An 18,097-nucleotide genomic window follows, 5' to 3' on the forward strand; every position below is an offset into this window, starting at 1 on the left:
CTATACGCTAGATGTTGCTGGGAATTTAGAGGATTTAACACTATCTGGTTCATTAAATATTAATGGAACAGGAAATAGTTCAAATAACAAGCTAACAGGTAGCAATGGTAATAACATTTTAGATGGTGGAGCAGGAAATGATACTTTTATTGGGAATCTAGGCTCAGACACATTGATTGGAGGTTTGGGAAATGATATTTATTATGTAGATAATTTAGATACAATTATAGAAAAGGCTGGTGAAGGTTTAGATACTGTTATAGCAGGATTTAGTTATACATTGGATGCCAGTGGTAACATTGAAGATTTAATGCTGTCAGGAGCATTAAATATTAATGGAATAGGAAATAATTCAAATAATAAGCTTACAGGGAATAGTGCAAATAATACGCTAGATGGTGGTGCAGGAAATGATATTATAAATGGTGCTGCTGGAAATGATCTTTTAATAGGTGGAGCAGGGGATGATATATTAATAGGTGGTTCTGGTTCAGATATTGTGATATTTAACCTTATTAATAATGCTAATAACTCAGCAGGTAATGGTTTTGATACATGGTATGATTTCACGATTGGAGATACATTGTTAAATCTTAATGCGGATAAAATTGATGTTAGCAGTCTATTGATTGGATATACTAAAGATCAATCGCTAGATGCGTATTTAGATTTATATACCCAAAATGGGAACACGGTTTTAAGCATTGATAGGGATGGAACTCAAACTACTTACACCAGTGAAAATCTATTGTTATTATCAAAAGTGAATGTCGATTTGATTACTTTATTAGATAATCACCAGTTGATTGTATAAACTTTTTATTGCTTCACTTAACGGTATCTTTATCAAGTAAAGCATTACTCACTATAAACAATTTGCAGGTTTAGGAACGCCAGCCAAACGACTAAGATGTCGGGCGACTAAACCTGTGTTAAATCTTTGCTGTAATACGGCATTATTCATCTCAGGACTGATGGTTTTCATTAAGAATTTAATCAATGGACGTGTGGCAGGTGAATGTCCAAATTGTTGATAAAATTGGCGTACAGCATGGAGAACTTCAAAATGCCAATCTGTTAATTCTAAATCAAGAGATACGGCAAGTTGCTGAGCAACCTCATGATTCCAAATTGTATAATCGACTAAATGACCGTCTTGATCTAACTCTAATTGCATGAAATAGCCTAAATAGGATTTAAATTAACTTAAAAATTTATTTTAAAGTTACACAGCGTCTGAATTGTAAAACTAAATCAGCAAATTCTGTATATTCAATCACGCTGATATGTTCTTTAGCGTCATCATTGAGTAGGGTTTGTTCATTACTTAGACAATAAAGGTTGGAATAGTCCTTTACGATGTTAGGTGTTACCTGTAATACAGCATCACCTAATACAACGATGGAATCATCTGTTTGTGCCATTTCTGCCAAATCATTCCACACTTTCTCAGTATTGCTATAAGCTGCTTGAATTAAAAATAAAGTTGTATTTACCATAGTTGACTGCTCTACCAATACAAAATGTGATCAAAGGACTGAATAAATTCAGGTTTGATTTCAATAAACTCAATTTCCTGCTCTGTATTTTGAATGATAGGAAGTTGTTGATTTTTTATTTCAACCAAAATCGGGGTTAAATCGTAAAACTCAAAACTTTCCACCATATTGGCGGCAATTTTAAAAGCTTGTTTGAATTGGTCAAATTCTAATTGATTGTTCAATAAGCTTAATGCGGCGTCTTTTAATAATACTTTGACAGAAATACCAAAGGTTGCTAAAACCATAGTTGCAGACAAGCTTTCATTGACCTGCAAACTGGTTAGATTGGGCTGCGTTAGGATGACGAGTACAGATTTCACACAATTTACCTTTTAAAAGCAACACTCTATTAATGAACTTAAACTAAAATTGAATTAAACGAGAACAGCTTTGCACGGCATCAGCTAACTCTCCAAGTCCAACCAGCTCAAAACCTTGTGCCAAGTTGTGATGTTGAAGTGAGTGGCGTTGTGCATTGCTCGCATCAGTGATTCCCCGAGCAAGGGCAGCACTGACACAGACAGGGAGTCGAATGCCAAGTTTTTGCCATTCTTGTTTTAGGTTACGTTGATCATCAGGAAACCACTGTAGATCATTTGCCACCTGAACACCATCTTGGTAAAAGAAGACACGAAAATCTTCATACTTATTTCTTAGCGCTTGAGCTAAACCAAAAGCATGCCAAGCCATTGTGGAAGTGGGTGCAGAAGTAATTAGAAGTAGTGTACTCATTGAACATTCACTAGGGTCATGTAAGCAAAATGATGGACAAATTAGAAAAGAAGGTAAGTATACAATGATTTTGGTGACAGGTGGTTTAGGCTTTATCGGTTCACATATCGCTTTGAGTTTATTAGCACGTGGACAAGAAATAGTCATTGTTGATAATCTAGCCAATTCGACTTTGCAAACCTTGGAACGCTTAGAATACATTTCAGGAATGTACATTCCTTTTGTGAAAGTGGATGTTCGAAATACGCCTGCTTTAAATAAAGTATTTGAACAATATTCAATTGATACGGTTATTCATACAGCAAGTTTTAAATCGCTTGAGGAATCAGCACTAAAACCACTTGAATATTATAATGATAATGTCAGTAGCATCATGAGCTTATTAAGAGCCATGCAGCGTATGGGTGTAAGAGAGTTAATCAATATCTCTAGTTTGGCCGTGTATGGTCAATCCAGTCCGAATTTTAGTGAAGAAACAGAATTTAACTATCGGTACCCGAATCCGTACATTCGCTCTCAGCAAATGGTTGAAGACATTATTGCAGATACCTATAAAGTTGATCATGAATGGAAAATCGTGAATTTGCGCTTATCCAATATCGCTGGTGCATTTGAACATGGGGTATTAGGTGAATATGTTACTCAATTACCCAAAAATATCGTGCCTTTAGCATTACAGGTTGCAGCAATGCAGCGAGATTGTATAGAGCTTCAGAACCAAGCACAGACAGCAGATGGAACGGTAGAGCGAAGTTTTTTACATGTGCTAGATGCTTGTGATGCGGTATTAATCGCTTTGAGTTGGTTAAAAGCACAAAGTAGTTGTTTGGAAGCATTTAATATTGCACACCCTCAACTGACATCTATTCAGACTTTACTTGATGAGGTTGCAAAGGTGACTCAGGCTGAAATTCGAGTTCAACCTGCCGTATATCAAAACCAAGAGTTAGCACAACTTGGGGCAAATATTGATAAGGCTAAAAAAATACTGAATTGGATACCTAAACGTGCTTTATCGCAGATGATTGAAGATGAATGGCGCTTTTACCGAAATACGCTAAACGGTAAATAGGATAATGATTCTTATTTACAATTGTGATTGCTTTGTTTAGGATTGATGCGATTTATCGGCTATAGATCGTTAAGTCCTCGCTAGCCAAAGCATCTATTTGCTCCAGCCCGTGAAAATTTTAACCAAATAGAGCAGAGGTTGTTTATGCAAATGCGAATTGAACATGACACAATGGGTGAAATTGAAGTTCCCAATGAAGCCCTATGGGGCGCGCAAACGCAACGAAGTTTACAGAACTTCAAGATTGGTCAAGAGCGCTTACCACGAGCAATGATCCGAGCAATGGGTTTGGTGAAGAAAGCAGCTGCAATAACCAATGCTGAATTACAACAGCTCCCTGAAGATTTAAGTCAATATATCGTCGGTGCAGCGGAAGAGGTGATTGCTGGACAATGGGATTCTCAATTTCCATTGGTGGTTTGGCAAACAGGTTCAGGTACGCAAAGTAACATGAACTGCAATGAAGTCATTGCAAATATTGCCAATCAAAAATTAGGACAGGTACTCGGTGCACAAAAACCTGTTCACCCCAATGATCATGTGAATCGCGCGCAATCGACCAATGATTCATTTCCAACGGCAATTCATGTTGCTGCAAGTATTCAGATCAATGAATTGCTTATTCCTGCTGTTGAAAAGTTAAAAGTGACCCTACAACGCAAGTCTGAAGAATTTGACAGTATTGTTAAAATTGGTCGTACACATTTACAAGATGCAACGCCTTTGACTTTAGGACAAGAGTTTAGTGGTTATGTGTCACAACTTGAGCATGGCTTGAAACGTTTAGATCAGGCGCTTGAGGGTTTGTATGAGTTACCACTAGGTGGTACGGCAGTGGGCACGGGATTAAATGCACATCCTGATTATGCTGTGAAAGCAGCTGAACAATTGGCTAGACTTACAGATTTACCATTCGTGACAGCACCTAATAAGTTTGAAGCTTTGGCAGGGCGAGACGCAGCGGTATTTGCTTCTGGCGCTTTAAAAACATTGGCTGCAAGCTTAAATAAGATTGCCAATGATATTCGATGGTTAGCGAGTGGCCCACGTTGTGGATTTGGTGAAATTCGTATTCCAGAAAATGAACCTGGTTCAAGTATTATGCCGGGTAAAGTTAATCCAACACAAAGTGAAGCCATGACCATGGTGGTTGCTCAAGTCTTAGGGAATGACACGACGATTAATGTTGCAGGTGCATCTGGTAACTTTGAACTCAACGTATTTATGCCTGTAATTGCTTATAACTTATTGCAATCTATTCAGCTTTTAGGTGATGCATGTAATAGTTTTGATGATCATTGTGCAGTAGGAATTGAGCCAAATCGTGAGAAAATCGACCACTTCTTACATAACTCATTGATGTTGGTAACAGCACTCAATCCAGTAATTGGTTATGAGAACTCAGCCAAAGTTGCCAAAACTGCTTATAAAGAAAATAAAACCTTAAAACAAGTTGCTATTGAACTAGGTCTAGTCACAGCAGAGCAGTTCGATGAAGTGGTTAGACCTGAAAATATGGTTTCTCCAAATAGTAAGTAAGCTGTATCTGTGAAATAAAAAATCCTTCTTTTATTTAGAGGGATTTTTTATGAGTAGTTTTTATAAAGTGAACTGCGTACAATACGCTTTTGATTTACCTGATTGTTGCTTCATTATGCTCAATATTTATTTGACAGACACCAAAACCCATATCCAGTTTGCTGATCTTCCAAATGAAAATCCTGTTAAATTTGTATTGAATTTAAAGAAAATTTTTCCAAGTACGGCTGATTTGTTGTTGCCTGTATTGCCAGAAGACAATGATTTGGAGAATGTGACTTGGGAGGCAACTTCAAAAGACTTTGAAATTTTTAAGAAATTATTAGAAGGTTGGGGCATTATTGAATTGCGGTTAAGCGCACTTACTGCTTATAAAGATAAGAACTTTTCTAACGAGTTGGTCAAAAAAGCTCAAATTAAACGTAAACAAGTTTCACAAAAACAATCACAACTTTCCTTAATTGCATTGGACTATGTATTAATGCATGAGATCCATGCTTTGATTGACGCTGAGTTGGTGATGATAGGAGAAAAATTCTATTTACCTACTTTGCGAGAATTGTGGAAAGGAAAATTCTCAGAGCAGATTTTACAATGTAAATTTTAATTTTAAAAGCAGACGTTAAAGTCTGCTTTTTTGTTGATTTATTTTGATTAGCGCTGAACGAGACACTTGATCTACAAAGAATTACAAGAATTTAGTGTTGGTATTTTTAGTCGGCATATATATTGCTTATAGGGATATAAATATTATTGCGGGAGAGAAGTTCTTCCAAGAACTCGCCGAAGGAGCAACGACCCCGGAAACTCTCAGGCAGAAGGACTGTAATAATAGAAATACAATCTGGAGAGTAGTGCTTAAAGTGTAGAAAATTAGTCGTAAAATAACTTCTTTACACGAACGCACTCACCGAAGGGGAAGGCTTAATGATTAATTGGTAATCATCTGCCGAAACTCTCAGGTACCGTGACAGATGGGGCTATGCTTATGAAATGTATTGCATTTCTAGGAGTTTTCTATGCCACATGTAGTAGTCATTGGTGCGGGGATTACAGGTGTAACATCTGCCTATGAATTAATTAAATTGGGTTATGAAGTGACGGTGATTGATCGTCATCTATTTCCTGCAATGGAAACCTCTTTTGCGAATGGCGGGCAGTTATCTGCGTGTAATGCAGAAGTCTGGAATCAGAAGTCAACTGTGCTTAAAGGCATTAAGTGGATGAGTAAGAAAGATGCACCATTATTGCTCAATCCGTCTTTTAGTGTGCATAAATATCGCTGGCTGGTCGAGTTTTTGACTCATATTAAGGATTATAAAGTAAATACGATTGAAACAGTGCGTTTAGCGCTGTTAGCAAGACAGCGATTATTTGAAGTTGCAGAAAAAGAGAATATTTCTTTTGATTTGGAGAAACGTGGTATTTTGCATATGTACCACAGCAAAGAAGACTTTGATGTTGCAAAAAAAGTGAATGATGTTTTAGTGGAAGGTAAACTTGAACGTCATGCGATTACACCTGAAGAAATGAAGGCAATTGAGCCAAATTTAACAGGTAATTATTATGGTGGATATTACACAGCAGGCGATGCAACAGGTGATATTCATAAGTATTCTGTTGGTTTAGCGGAAAGAACACAAGCGTATGGTGTGAAATATCGCTTTGGTTTGGATGTTGTTGATGTTAAATGTTTGCAAGATAAAGTGATTGTTAGCTGTAAAAATAGTTCTGAGAATATGAACTCAACAGCAGATGAGCAGACCATAATAGAAGCAGATTTAATCGTTGTGTGTGGTGGCGTTGGAAGTTACCAATTAGCCGATATGCTCGGTGATACTGTAAATGTTTATCCAGTAAAAGGTTATTCTATTACAGTGCAACTTAAAGATGAGCGAAGTGTACAAAATGCACCGTGGGTGAGTCTGCTTGATGAAAGTGCAAAAATTGTTACTTCTCGTTTAGGTGCTGATCGCTTTCGTGTCGCAGGTACAGCCGAGTTTAATGGCTATAATCGTGATATTCGAGCAGATCGAATTCAACCTTTAATTAACTGGGTTAACCAAAACTTTGATATTTCAACTGAGCATTCTGTGCCGTGGGCAGGTCTACGTCCGATGATGCCAAATATGTTGCCTGTTGTGAAGCAAGGTAAGCAGCCCCGTGTTTTCTATAATACAGGACATGGGCATTTGGGATGGACATTATCTGCTGCAACAGCAGTACTTATCAGCGAGGAAATTGCGCAAAAATTCCCTCGCTAAAGCTAAAAAGCCGATGTGAAAACATCGGCTTTTTATTTATCAATCATACAAACGATAAATCCCGGTAAATCGTTCACAACCCTTTTGTTCACTTTTTATAATTAATAGGGCTTTTTGAAAGTCAAAATGATATTGGCATTTCTTTTCATTATCAATAATTTGATTCTTTTGCTCAGGTGTGCTGTAAGCAAGTAACGAGAATGTCTGAGTTTCTATCCGATTATTGGGGTTGCGATAGGCGATCCCTTCGATTTTCAGCTTATCTTTATCAAGTTGATGAATTTGTAAGTGAACGGGCTGTTTTGATAATTGACCCTGTTCAAATTTTAAATAATGCTGTGTTAAGGTTTGATTCATTGATGTATAAAAATTCAAGTCATCTAAACGAGCATCAAATTGTTGTTGATAACAGTTTTTTGATTTGCACTGTTGTATTTGATTGAGCCAAAGCTTTTGTGTGTCATGTAAGAGTTGTAATGGGGCATCAGTGACCAAATAAGCAGTTAAAAACTTATTATTGAGTTTAGAGCGTTGTTCATCGTATTGTTTGGAGCAGATTCTTTTAAGTTGAGAACTGTTGGTTGTACAGTCAATTGTGTCTGCAAATACAAATGATGAGCAAAAACAACTCAATGTGATGATATAACTAGATTTCTTTAATTGATTTCTTAAGGCGTTCAACAGCATAATCACTTATATGTTCAGTCTAATTTGCTCGCCGTACTATAGCGAAATAGAAAGCCTGAATACAAGATTTGTTCGGTATATTGTAAAAGGAAAATCATATGGTTGCTCAAATTCGTATTGGACAAGGGATTGATGTACATGCTTTTGAAGCAGGTGATTTTGTTACTTTGGCAGGAATTAGAATCCCACATACGCATGGTTTAAAAGCACATTCAGATGGTGATGTTGTTTTACATGCCTTGAGTGATGCTTTATTAGGTACATTGGCATTGGGTGATATTGGGCAACATTTTCCAGATACCGACCCTGAATATAAAGGGGCAGATAGTCGTATGCTGCTTAAACATGTGTATCAATTGATTTTAGATCGTGGTTATCATCTAAATAATGCAGATATTACGGTTGCGTGTGAACGACCAAAGCTTGCAAAACATAATTTAGAAATGCGCCAAAGCATTGCGGATGTGCTTGATGTTGATACCACTCAAATTAGTATCAAAGCAACAACGACTGAACAACTGGGTTTTACAGGTCGTCAAGAAGGTATTTTAGCAACAGCGACAGTTTTGGTTTCACATCAAGCAAGATGATCGATGTTGTTTAATGATTGTTCAAGTTCAAGTGTTGCTTTACGACCTTGCAGTTGTAAAGTAATACTATGCATTAAACCAGTCCAAGTCTCATTCGGTTCCCAAATTTCATGAAGTAATGCTTGAGCTGTGGGCATATCCATATCCATATAAAATTGACGATATAAGTACATCAAACTACTTACGCGCATGTTTTTAGCACAATGCAGCCAAATAATTTCATTTTGGACAAGATGGGCAATGAGATCTAAAACCAATAAACACTGTTCTGCGCAAGGGATGTCCCAGTCAATCGGAATGTGAATGTAGTTTAATCCTAAGTCTAAACAGATTTGGTCTTGTTTGGCTAAATGATTTTCTGATTTGCTCGTTGCAAGATTGATCACTGTACTACAGCCATATTCTTTAATCTGCTGTAGTTGTTCAGCGGTTGGCTGAGCAGAACTAAATAGATGCTCGTGCACCAAAGAAAAACTAGGTATTTCAGACAGTGCTTGTTCGAGTGAGGTCATAACGTCCGCTGTGTAGTGATTAAAATTCCCCAAATAGGCGGAACTTCTTCTAATAAAGGATTCACCCTACTATAAGTGTTTTTATTTAAGTGTTCAATTTAGATCGTAAAAATAAAAACAGCATCATCGTGATGCTGTTCTAAGATGTAAAATATTAGATTTTATGATGTATCTTATAAGACAATATCATTTTTACGTTTAATGATTTATTTTAGCATCTAAAACATCTATTAGTACTATTGTATAAATAAAAGCCATTTTTGTTTGTTTTCGAACAGTTTTCCTTAAACATTATTTGTTGTTTGTCGGATTGTTTCCTATAATCAAAAGAGTATTTTTTATAAATTTTTAAAAGTTGACGGTAGCCAATGATTGGTTTGAGAAACATATAAATGTGATTGATATGTTTATAGATTTATCAGTGGTGTGAAAATATTGGTGTTTCAAATTATTTGTATTTGACAGGGGAATGTTATGCAACCACAGATGATGGGCGGAATTATACAGGTTAATATTCCTGATAAAGCAACGTTGCAATCGAGTTATATGCCTTTTGTGCAGGGTGGTGGTTTATTTATTTCGACCAAACAAGCTGTCAAAATGGGGCAAGAAGTCTTTATTTTGGCAACTTTGCCAGAGCAATCTCAAAAAATTCCATTGACAGGTAAGGTGATTTGGATCTCACATAAGCAAACACATTTTAAGCCTCAAGGTTTTGCAATTCAGCTTGGTGGTGAAAAAGGTGTGTATTATAAAAATGAGGCAGAGAAATTATTGGCTGGCTCAAAAAGTATGGATCGTCCAAGTTATACAATGTAAGTGATAGGAAATAAGCGTGTTTGTTGATACCCATTGCCATTTAACCATGTTAGATCTAAGTCCTTATGATGGGAGTTTAGATCAAGCGCTTGCCCAAGCTCGTCTGGCTGGTGTTTTAAGATTTATGGGCATCTCAGTTGATTTAGATGATCATATTAAATTGGCTGAAATCGCTTCTCGACATGATGACGTGGGATATTCTGTAGGTGTTCATCCATGTGAAGATGATCATATTATGGCGCGGGCGACAACAGACTACTTGGTGGAACTGGCCCAATCTGAAAAAGTTTGGGCATTAGGTGAAACAGGCTTGGATTATTATCACAGTACAGATTTTATTGCAGAGCAAAAGCAATGTTTTGCACGCCATATTCAAGCATCAAAAATTGTAAAAAAACCAGTTGTTGTACACACACGATCAGCCAAACACGATACAGTCGATATTATAAGAGCAGAGCAGTCGACACATGGTATTTTGCATTGTTTCACTGAAGATTGGGAAACAGCAAAGGCAGTTTTAGATTGTGGTTACTATATTTCTTTTTCTGGGATTGTCTCATTTAAAAATGCACAAGCTTTACGTGATGTTGCGAAGCAAGTTCCGCTTGATCGTGTATTGATTGAAACAGATAGCCCATATTTAGCCCCAATGCCATATCGTGGTAAAACCAATGAGCCTAAATATGTACCTTATGTCGCAAAAGCATTGGGTGATGTATATCAAAAGTCAGTTGAAGAAATTGGTATGATTACCACACAGAATTTTGAGAATCTTCTTCATTTGAAGTAAACGGTTTTGTTGTATTAGGAAAGAGAGTTATCATGTGAAAATGGATCGCCAAGCTCAGTTTAGAGCACGAGAAGCCTTAATTTTTCAAATCGCTGAGCAACTCCTATTAGAAAATGGTGAAGCAGGCATGACCCTAGACGCTTTAGCGGCGGAATTGGATCTTGCAAAAGGCACATTATATAAACACTTTCAAAGTAAAGATGAGTTGTATATGTTGCTGATTATTCGTAATGAACGAATGCTGCTCGAAATGATTCAGGATACAGAGAAAGCTTTTCCTGAGCATTTGGCTTTTTTCATGCTGCATCATTTACATCATCCTGAGCGCACCGCTTTGTTTCATCAGATTGAAGAGCGTTTATCAACGACAGGTCAAGGAATTCAATTATTATTCAGTGAACTTTACAAAGTCCGCCGTCAACGTCTGCGTATTATTATTAGAATGACAGAAAGTTATTTACTGGATATTCATAGTACGATGACAACACGTGATTATTTAGCTTCGATTTGGTCGTTGACCTATGGTGCGGCAGTCATTCTAAATTCGAGTTTTTATCAGCGTTATCTCGGTTCTAGAGACACTTTACGTGTTGCTTACATTGAACAAGCTTTAGGTTTGCCAAAACAAATTGAATATTTAGCGAATGGCTGATAGATAAAATGAAATCACCACATAGATTACAACAAGGTTTTACCCTCATTGAGATCATGGTGGTGATTGTAATCATGACCATTATGACATCCTTGGTGGTTTTGAATATTGGTGGTGTAGATCAACGTCGCGCAATGCAAGCGAGAGAAATGTTTATTCTTGATCTTAAAAAGATTAATAAAGAATCCACAGATCAAGCCAAAGTCTTTGCTTTAAATACTCAAAATGCCAGTGACGTTGCACCATTTCGCTATAATTTATTTGAATATCATGATCAGAGTCATGAACAAATCCAGCAAGCTGATCGTACTTGGCAACTTTATAAAGAGTTTAAAGTTCGTGAACTGCCCAATAATGTTTCTTTTAGTATTCAAGCCTTAGACGCTGAAGAGCATCGAAAAGCGAGAAATGAAGACCTATTGGGGGGGAAGGCACCACAACTCATATGGTTTGGTAATGGTGAAGTGAAGCCTGTTCGCATTCAATTTTATTATGAACAGCAACCTATTGGACATGAGTTGAAAATGGATCACTTGGGTAAAGTAAATGAAGAAGATTAAAGGCTTTACCTTGCTTGAAGTGATGGTTGCATTGGCAATATTTGCTGTTGCAGCAATTGCATTAACGAAAATTGCGATGCAATATACCCAATCTACATCGAGTGCAATTCTACGGACGAAAGCACAGTTTGTTGCAATGAATGAGGTTGCAATGATGGAGATGAATCAAGAGTGGTTAGATGGAACGCAGTTGAAACAAGTGACTTCACAAGGTGAGACTTGGCAGATTGATAAAAAAGCACAATCAACGATTAGTCCAAAAATACAACGTATCGAATTACAAGTGAGTTTATTTAATACTGAGCAAGGTAAGATTGAAGCAGGTATTACCAATCTCGTATTCTTTAATTATCCTGCAAAAGCTAAGACATGATGAAAATTAAAAATGGCTTTACCCTCATTGAATTATTGGTTGCGATTGCTATCTTTGCAGTACTTTCAATGCTTGGATGGAAAGTCTTTGATTATTTATTAAAAGTAAAAGATCGTAATGCGGAACACGAAACACATTTATTTGCACTACAAGATACTTATCAGCAGATTTTAAGAGATAGTTTGCAAATCATTCCATTAACGGCAAATGATGGTCGACAATTACAAGCAGCTTTGGTGTTAAATGAGCGTGGTTTCATGTTTAGTAAAGCAGGGGTGTCTGATCCGCTGAAACAAGGTTTATCGCCATATGAACGTATTGAATATCGTTATGACTCAGCGCAAAAAAAAGTATATCGTCTCAAGTATTCGAACTTAAATATTCCAAATCGTGTGCAGCCTATCTCAAGTACTTTGCTAGAAAATGTTGATCAGTTTAAAGTGCTGGTTTTAAACCCACAGGAACTGACACAATGGCCTGAAAATGTTGGTGATCCTAACAATGCTACTGAGTTAAAAAAATTACCACTAGGCTTAAAAATACAGCTTACGGTTGCGGGTACAAATTATGAGTGGATTTATAGTCTATTGAATGCAAATCAATTGTTGGGTAATCAGTCACCACCATGAAAAATTATTCATCTCAGCGTGGCGTAGCTTTATTAACGATTTTAGTCATGGTTGCTTTGGCAACGATTCTGGCTGCAACGATCGCTAAACGACAGACGAATACTGCTGAAAATACAGGCTATCTGATGCGTCAGAATCAATCGTTATTGTACGCAAAAAGTGCGGAAGCTTTTTTTTCTGAGTTACTCATTCAAGATAATGATAATAGTAGCAGTATAGATCACTTACAGGAAAACTGGGCGAAACCGATGCCGCCATTTCCTGTTGAGGATGGTTCTGTGTCGGGGAAATTATTAGATGAGTCTGGTAAGTTTAATCTGAATAACTTGGTTAAAGCAGATGGTAAGGTCGATGATTCTGCACGACGTTGGTTTGAAAAGTTGTTGCAACGCGTAGGTCTACCAGCTGAACTCAGTCAAGCGGTGATTGATTGGCAAGATGCTGATGATGAAACGATTGGTGCAATGGGTGCAGAAAGTAATTATTATCAAGGATTAGATCCTGCATATTTAACACCGAATACCAAGTTTCATAGTGTTGAAGAGTTAAAATTGGTACGCGGTTTTGAAGGCAAAAACTACGATTTAATCAAGCAGTATGTCACTGCATTACCTGAGCAAACGAAGGTCAATATGAATACAGCACCTGCATTGCTGTTAGCAAGTATTGATCCTAAAGTTGATATAAAGGCTGTTGAACAACAATTGAAAGCCAAGGAAACTGAGTTAACTCATTTTAATAATGTTGATGATTTATGGAAATTAAGCGCTTTTTCTGGGATTGATGAACAGAGTAAAACTGATGCTGCATCGTTGTTAGATAGTAAGTCGAACTATTTTACTGCTCAAATTGAAGTTGTTTTAAGCGAACGAAAACGCCAGTTTACTAGCCTAATGATGCGAAAAGATAAACAAGTGATTGTTTATTCAAGAAGTCTCGCACCATTCTAACGATTTACAGATTGGATTATTGAATCATCACAAGGTTTAAAATCAATCCCATCGATGAATTTTTTGCTTTATAATAAAATTTGTTTGCAGATATAGATCAGCTTGGTGCATGTTAATTCGTAAATTATTTAAGTTTGAAAATGCTCATATCGTACGGAATTGTACATCGGATCGCTGTAAGCGTTCGATTCATGGGCATAGTTATAAAGTTGAATTATTATTAAAAGCGTCAAGGTTAGATCATGGGCAAATGGTTTATGATTTTGGCTTGTTGAAAGGTGTCATCAAGGAACTCTTTGATAGTTTTGATCATGCAATTTGTTATTGGCAAAAAGATGATCCTGAATATATTCAAGCATGTGAAACGTTTAGTGCGCGTTGGGTGGCTTTGCCTGTTTCGCCATCGGCTGAACAGTTTTCAAGAATTTTCTTTTATTTGGCACAACAGGTGCTTGCTTCAACCATGACACAAAATGGTGAAGGTGATGTTGAGGTTTATTCCGTTATCGTGCATGAAACGGATACTGGTTATGCACAAAGTTTCTTAGAAGATATTGAAAATGAGCAGATGGGATTACTCAGCTTAGAACAAATTATTTTCTCAGAGCAAGTGCAAGCTGAGTGGAGTGATCCTCAAATGTATGAAAATCTGAAAAGTGGAATTAAATTCCAAAACCCAAATGTAGAGTTACAAGTCAATATTTAAGTCATACGGGTTTAAATATTGGAATCGTTATTTCAAGGAATGTTGATGCAATTTACTGAACAACAGCAGGAAAAACTCAATAAAGTTCAGTTGGATGAGTCATGGAAAATCTCTTTGTCAGATTTTCTGCTCAGCCAAAAGATGGATGGTTTACGTGAGTTTTTGCAACAACAAATTCTTGCACAGAAAACGATTTATCCACCGAGTAAGCAAATTTTTAATGCATTGAATACAACGCCATTAAATGGTGTGAAGGTCGTGATCTTAGGACAAGACCCATATCATGGTCCGAATCAAGCCAATGGTCTAAGTTTTTCTGTACAAAGAGGGGTTGCATTACCACCATCTTTGCGTAATATTTTTCATGAATTACATACTGATCTCACAGTACCTATTTCTCGTCATGGGGATTTGAGTAAATGGGCTGCACAAGGGGTTTTGCTGTTAAATAGCGTATTGACTGTTGAAGCAGGACAACCAACTTCTCATCAAAAACAAGGATGGGAAGAGTTTACTGATGCTGTGATTGATGTACTGAATGAGCAGCGAGAGCATGTTGTGTTTATTTTATGGGGTGCATATGCACAACGTAAGGGGCAGCGAATTGATCGTAATAAACATCTTGTGCTAACCGCAGCTCATCCATCCCCACTTGCTGCAAACCGAGGTGGTTTTTTCGGCTGTAAAGTATTTTCTAAAACAAATCATTATTTGAAACAACATGGCATTGAGCCAATAGACTGGCAACTGGACGCATAATGACTTCTCCCGATTTAAATAGTTATCACCCAGATTTAATCATTGAACAAGCTAAAAATGGCTGGCGCATTGTTCGCTTAAATCGACCAAAATCTTTGCACGCATTGGATGAGTCGATTGTGAGTGCTTTGTTGAAAGTGTTTGAACATTTTCATGAAGATGATAGCGTCAAAGCGATTTGGTTTGATTCAACCACACCGAAAGCATTCTGTGCAGGCGGTGATGTACGTAAACTTCGTCAACTTGTGATCAATAACGAGGTTGATACAGCAAATAAATTCTTTGAACAAGAATATGCACTTGATTTACTACTTCATAATTATGCTAAGCCGATCGTGGTTTGGGGTGAAGGCTATGTGATGGGTGGTGGTTTGGGCTTATTCATGGCGGCACCATTCCGTTTGGTAACACCTTACTCGCGTCTCGCAATGCCTGAAATTAATATAGGTCTGTATCCTGATGTAGGTGGCAGTCGCTTCCTTGCAGATCGTGGACAAATCGGGCTATTTACTGGTTTGACAGGGTCAATTATGACGTCTGCGGGTGCATTTAGTATTGGTTGGGCAACTCATATCTGTGAGGCTCAGCGAGATAATGTTCTGCAAAAAGTTTTAAGTGTTGACTGGAATCATTATCCAGCAGGTGCTTTCCGTGCGATTGATGATACGTTGAATAGTTTACATCGTCCTGTCGCATCAGGTCCGTTACAAAACTCGATTGACGTGATTCACAGTGTTTGTCGTGGTCAAAATTTTGAATATGACTATCAAGCGATTATTGGTTTGAGTGATGCAAGCAGCGATTGGTTGCGTCAGGCGAGTGAGAACTTACAAAAAGGCTCTCCAAGTACGGCTGCGATTACATGGTTGTTGTGGCAATGGGGTAAACAAGGGCATGCTTGGGATGAAGTTTTTGCACTTGAGTCTCAGATTTCTGACTGGAAAATTCGTCACCCAGATTTTGTTGAAGGTGTGCGTGCGCGTTTAGTTGATAAAGACTTATCACCAGAATGGAAATCAGCTGAGAAGATCACATTGAAGGATATCTTGTCTGATTGCGCCCCAGTTACAACAATTGATAGTTGGAATGCCTTGTTAAGACAATATGGCGTTGTTGCTTAAATTAGATGAATCTTGGTGTTGCGGATTCAGAGAATCTAGATGATGAATGTTGGATGCAGCTTGCTTACGAACAAGCTGCATTCGCTGCTGCGCAGGGAGAGATCCCCGTGGGTGCTGTGATTGTGAGTCAGGGCAAAGTGATTGGTTCAGGTTATAATGCACCAATTAAACAATCCGATCCGACTGCCCATGCTGAGATTCAAGCTTTACGTGCAGCATGTCAATCATTGAATAACTATCGCTTACCAGACGATGCTGTACTGTATGTGACACTAGAGCCTTGTACGATGTGTGTCGGTGCATTGATTCATGCACGTATTAAAAAAGTAGTATTTGCAACCACCGAACCTAAAGCTGGTTCATTGGTCAGTGCTCGACAGTTATTGGAAAATGGTTACTACAATCACAAATTTGTTTTTGATCAAGGTTGTATGCAAACTCAGTGTTCACTGCAACTCAGTGCGTTTTTCAAACAAAGACGAGATGAAAAAAAGAAAATTCGTTTATCAAAAACGTCCTTAAATGATTAAAAATGTCACTGTAGTTGTGGCAAACTAAGCCTCCAATGATTTTGGCTAGATCAAAAAGGCAAAGCTATGCGTAATGCAATCACCATAAAAAAAGAGTTTAATGCACCAATTTCTGAAGTTTTTGACTTATTGTCAAAACATGCAACTTATAATAAAGCATTTGCTCCTTTACAAGTTGTACGTGTAAAAGATTCTGCTGATCCTCAGCGTCCCGATGGAATCGGTTCAATTCGCCGTATGGGCTTTGGACCAATCAAGCCTCTTCAAGAAGAAATCACATTACTAGAAGAGAATAAACGTATTGAATATAAATTGATTAATAATCCTTTGGTGAAACACCATCTCGGACAAATTGATTTTAAAGAAATCACACCGTTTATTACTTTAGTGACTTATAAGATTGAATTTACGGCAAAAGCACCTTTTGTAAGTAAATTAGTTCTTGCACAACTCAAAGCAGCGATTACACTAGGTTTTTCAAAATTAGCGAAGTCAGTTGCTTCATAAGAGATGGGAATGACAGTTCATATTATTACGATTGATGGTCCAAGTGGCTCTGGTAAAGGGACATTGGCAGCTAAAATTGCTGCGCATTATGGTTTTAATTTATTAGACTCAGGTGCTTTATATCGTTTACTTGGACTGTCGCTATTTCAGCGAGATCTACTGAATAAAATTCAAGAACAGTTAGTGCAATGTGTTGATTTTGCAACCCATTTGGATATTGAGTTTAAGTCAACAGATGCAGGGACACTTATTTTTCTTGAGGGCGAGGACGTGACCAACACTATTCGTACTGAGCAAGTTGGTGAGTATGCTTCTAAAGTTGCAACCGTTCCTGAATTAAGACAAGCATTATTTGAGCGTCAGCGTGCATTTATTCAAGCACCTGGATTGGTTGCAGATGGTCGTGACATGGCGACAGCGATTTTTCCAGAGGCTCAAGCGAAAATCTACTTAACAGCATCGGCTGAATCTCGTGCAGAGCGACGTGTAAAACAGTTGCAGGGCATAGGTCTTGATGCTAAAATAAGCGACATTTTATCTAACATACAGGCTAGAGATAAAAGAGATATGGAGCGAACTGTTGCTCCACTCAAGCCCGCTGAAGATGCGTATATCATTGATAGTTCTACAATAGGTATCAATGAAGTGTTTCAGTTGATGGTTGACTATATTAATAGCCGTATAAATTAGATACACAATTTTTTATCAGTTGAAGCATTGCTTGATCAGATCTTTTGGACAATGTAACAACTTAACTAAACCGG

Annotated in this window: 25 protein-coding genes and 1 riboswitch; of the genes, 19 read left to right on the forward strand and 6 right to left on the reverse strand. The window is 37.5% G+C overall.

Annotated elements, in window-relative coordinates:
* The coding region (locus tag C502_RS18325; RefSeq protein WP_018679176.1) for a calcium-binding protein at positions 1-814 on the forward strand (814 nt) is incomplete at its 5' end.
* Positions 815-865: 51 nt separating this feature from the next.
* Here C502_RS18325 and C502_RS0112590 read toward each other — a convergent pair.
* From C502_RS0112590 to tusD, 4 genes are read right to left on the reverse strand one after another with little or no spacing between them, the layout of a single operon-like run.
* On the reverse strand, positions 866-1,177 hold the full coding sequence (locus tag C502_RS0112590; protein ID WP_018679177.1) for a TusE/DsrC/DsvC family sulfur relay protein: 312 nt from the start codon (positions 1,175-1,177) through the stop codon (positions 866-868).
* A 37-nt stretch (positions 1,178-1,214) separates the two neighbouring features.
* Positions 1,215-1,499 carry a hypothetical protein gene (locus C502_RS0112595; RefSeq protein WP_018679178.1) on the reverse strand — a complete coding sequence of 95 codons (285 nt, stop codon included), beginning with the start codon at positions 1,497-1,499 and terminating at the stop codon, positions 1,215-1,217.
* An 11-nt stretch (positions 1,500-1,510) separates the two neighbouring features.
* The gene (locus tag C502_RS0112600) at positions 1,511-1,861 is read right to left on the reverse strand and encodes a hypothetical protein (RefSeq protein WP_018679179.1); all 351 of its coding nucleotides are present in this window, start codon (positions 1,859-1,861) and stop codon (positions 1,511-1,513) included.
* Positions 1,862-1,904: 43 nt separating this feature from the next.
* Positions 1,905-2,273 carry a sulfurtransferase complex subunit TusD gene (tusD, locus tag C502_RS0112605; protein ID WP_026315799.1) on the reverse strand — a complete coding sequence of 123 codons (369 nt, stop codon included), beginning with the start codon at positions 2,271-2,273 and terminating at the stop codon, positions 1,905-1,907.
* 64 nt (positions 2,274-2,337) lie between these two features.
* Here tusD and C502_RS0112610 point away from each other — a divergent pair, with 64 nt between their 5' ends.
* The 4 genes from C502_RS0112610 to C502_RS0112625 all read left to right on the forward strand — a co-directional run bounded on the left by C502_RS0112610 (position 2,338) and on the right by C502_RS0112625 (position 7,148).
* Complete coding sequence (locus C502_RS0112610) at positions 2,338-3,345, forward strand: SDR family NAD(P)-dependent oxidoreductase (protein ID WP_026315800.1); 1,008 nt, start codon at positions 2,338-2,340, stop codon at positions 3,343-3,345.
* 144 nt (positions 3,346-3,489) lie between these two features.
* Positions 3,490-4,884: a class II fumarate hydratase gene (gene fumC / locus C502_RS0112615; RefSeq protein ID WP_018679182.1), complete on the forward strand. Its 1,395-nt coding sequence runs from the start codon at positions 3,490-3,492 to the stop codon at positions 4,882-4,884.
* Positions 4,885-4,999: 115 nt separating this feature from the next.
* A complete protein-coding gene (locus tag C502_RS0112620; protein WP_162147120.1) occupies positions 5,000-5,491 on the forward strand; it encodes a hypothetical protein in 492 nt (163 codons plus the stop codon).
* A 139-nt stretch (positions 5,492-5,630) separates the two neighbouring features.
* Positions 5,631-5,720, forward strand: a riboswitch (glycine riboswitch).
* Between the two features lie 183 nt (positions 5,721-5,903).
* On the forward strand, positions 5,904-7,148 hold the full coding sequence (locus C502_RS0112625; protein ID WP_018679184.1) for a D-amino acid dehydrogenase: 1,245 nt from the start codon (positions 5,904-5,906) through the stop codon (positions 7,146-7,148).
* Positions 7,149-7,187: 39 nt separating this feature from the next.
* Here the strand turns inward: C502_RS0112625 and C502_RS0112630 are convergent, their stop codons facing one another.
* Complete coding sequence (locus tag C502_RS0112630; protein WP_018679185.1) at positions 7,188-7,835, reverse strand: A1S_1983 family putative colistin resistance protein; 648 nt, start codon at positions 7,833-7,835, stop codon at positions 7,188-7,190.
* A gap of 98 nt (positions 7,836-7,933) precedes the next feature.
* Between C502_RS0112630 and ispF the strand changes: the two genes are divergently transcribed.
* Entirely contained in the window at positions 7,934-8,425 is a 492-nt protein-coding gene (ispF, locus tag C502_RS0112635; RefSeq protein WP_018679186.1) for a 2-C-methyl-D-erythritol 2,4-cyclodiphosphate synthase, read from the forward strand.
* On the opposite strand, the gene C502_RS0112640 is transcribed toward ispF, so the two are convergent.
* On the reverse strand, positions 8,413-8,937 hold the full coding sequence (locus tag C502_RS0112640; RefSeq protein WP_018679187.1) for a protein tyrosine phosphatase family protein: 525 nt from the start codon (positions 8,935-8,937) through the stop codon (positions 8,413-8,415). The two genes, ispF and C502_RS0112640, sit on opposite strands and share 13 nt — an antisense overlap.
* Before the next feature lie 474 nt (positions 8,938-9,411).
* Between C502_RS0112640 and C502_RS0112645 the strand changes: the two genes are divergently transcribed.
* The 13 genes from C502_RS0112645 (at position 9,412) to cmk (ending at position 18,023) form a co-directional block, all read left to right on the forward strand.
* The gene (locus tag C502_RS0112645; RefSeq protein WP_018679188.1) at positions 9,412-9,756 is read left to right on the forward strand and encodes a PilZ domain-containing protein; all 345 of its coding nucleotides are present in this window, start codon (positions 9,412-9,414) and stop codon (positions 9,754-9,756) included.
* 16 nt (positions 9,757-9,772) lie between these two features.
* Entirely contained in the window at positions 9,773-10,546 is a 774-nt protein-coding gene (locus C502_RS0112650; protein WP_018679189.1) for a TatD family hydrolase, read from the forward strand.
* A gap of 40 nt (positions 10,547-10,586) precedes the next feature.
* Positions 10,587-11,198, forward strand: coding sequence for a TetR/AcrR family transcriptional regulator (locus tag C502_RS0112655; protein ID WP_018679190.1), 612 nt, complete (start codon positions 10,587-10,589; stop codon positions 11,196-11,198).
* Between the two features lie 8 nt (positions 11,199-11,206).
* Positions 11,207-11,758, forward strand: coding sequence for a prepilin-type N-terminal cleavage/methylation domain-containing protein (locus C502_RS0112660; RefSeq protein WP_018679191.1), 552 nt, complete (start codon positions 11,207-11,209; stop codon positions 11,756-11,758).
* Complete coding sequence (gene gspI / locus C502_RS0112665) at positions 11,745-12,131, forward strand: type II secretion system minor pseudopilin GspI (protein ID WP_018679192.1); 387 nt, start codon at positions 11,745-11,747, stop codon at positions 12,129-12,131. The genes C502_RS0112660 and gspI overlap by 14 nt, the downstream gene beginning before the upstream one ends.
* Entirely contained in the window at positions 12,131-12,760 is a 630-nt protein-coding gene (locus tag C502_RS0112670) for a type II secretion system protein GspJ (RefSeq protein ID WP_018679193.1), read from the forward strand. Before gspI ends, C502_RS0112670 begins: the two co-directional genes overlap by 1 nt.
* Positions 12,757-13,710: a type II secretion system minor pseudopilin GspK gene (gene gspK / locus C502_RS0112675; RefSeq protein WP_018679194.1), complete on the forward strand. Its 954-nt coding sequence runs from the start codon at positions 12,757-12,759 to the stop codon at positions 13,708-13,710. Before C502_RS0112670 ends, gspK begins: the two co-directional genes overlap by 4 nt.
* A gap of 109 nt (positions 13,711-13,819) precedes the next feature.
* Positions 13,820-14,416 carry a 6-pyruvoyl trahydropterin synthase family protein gene (locus C502_RS0112680; RefSeq protein ID WP_018679195.1) on the forward strand — a complete coding sequence of 199 codons (597 nt, stop codon included), beginning with the start codon at positions 13,820-13,822 and terminating at the stop codon, positions 14,414-14,416.
* Positions 14,417-14,461: 45 nt separating this feature from the next.
* Positions 14,462-15,175, forward strand: a complete 714-nt coding sequence (gene ung / locus C502_RS0112685) for a uracil-DNA glycosylase (protein ID WP_018679196.1) — start codon at positions 14,462-14,464, stop codon at positions 15,173-15,175.
* Positions 15,172-16,296: an enoyl-CoA hydratase/isomerase family protein gene (locus C502_RS0112690; protein WP_171067636.1), complete on the forward strand. Its 1,125-nt coding sequence runs from the start codon at positions 15,172-15,174 to the stop codon at positions 16,294-16,296. The genes ung and C502_RS0112690 overlap by 4 nt, the downstream gene beginning before the upstream one ends.
* Positions 16,297-16,301: 5 nt before the next feature.
* Positions 16,302-16,826 (forward strand): tRNA adenosine(34) deaminase TadA, encoded by a 525-nt coding sequence (gene tadA, locus C502_RS0112695; RefSeq protein ID WP_018679198.1) that lies wholly within the window; start codon positions 16,302-16,304, stop codon positions 16,824-16,826.
* Between the two features lie 66 nt (positions 16,827-16,892).
* A complete protein-coding gene (locus C502_RS0112700; RefSeq protein WP_018679199.1) occupies positions 16,893-17,333 on the forward strand; it encodes an SRPBCC family protein in 441 nt (146 codons plus the stop codon).
* A gap of 9 nt (positions 17,334-17,342) precedes the next feature.
* The gene (cmk, locus tag C502_RS0112705) at positions 17,343-18,023 is read left to right on the forward strand and encodes a (d)CMP kinase (protein ID WP_018679200.1); all 681 of its coding nucleotides are present in this window, start codon (positions 17,343-17,345) and stop codon (positions 18,021-18,023) included.
* Positions 18,024-18,097 lie beyond the last annotated feature (74 nt).

It is taken from the genome of Acinetobacter tjernbergiae DSM 14971 = CIP 107465 (assembly GCF_000374425.1).
Classification (GTDB): domain Bacteria; phylum Pseudomonadota; class Gammaproteobacteria; order Pseudomonadales; family Moraxellaceae; genus Acinetobacter; species Acinetobacter tjernbergiae.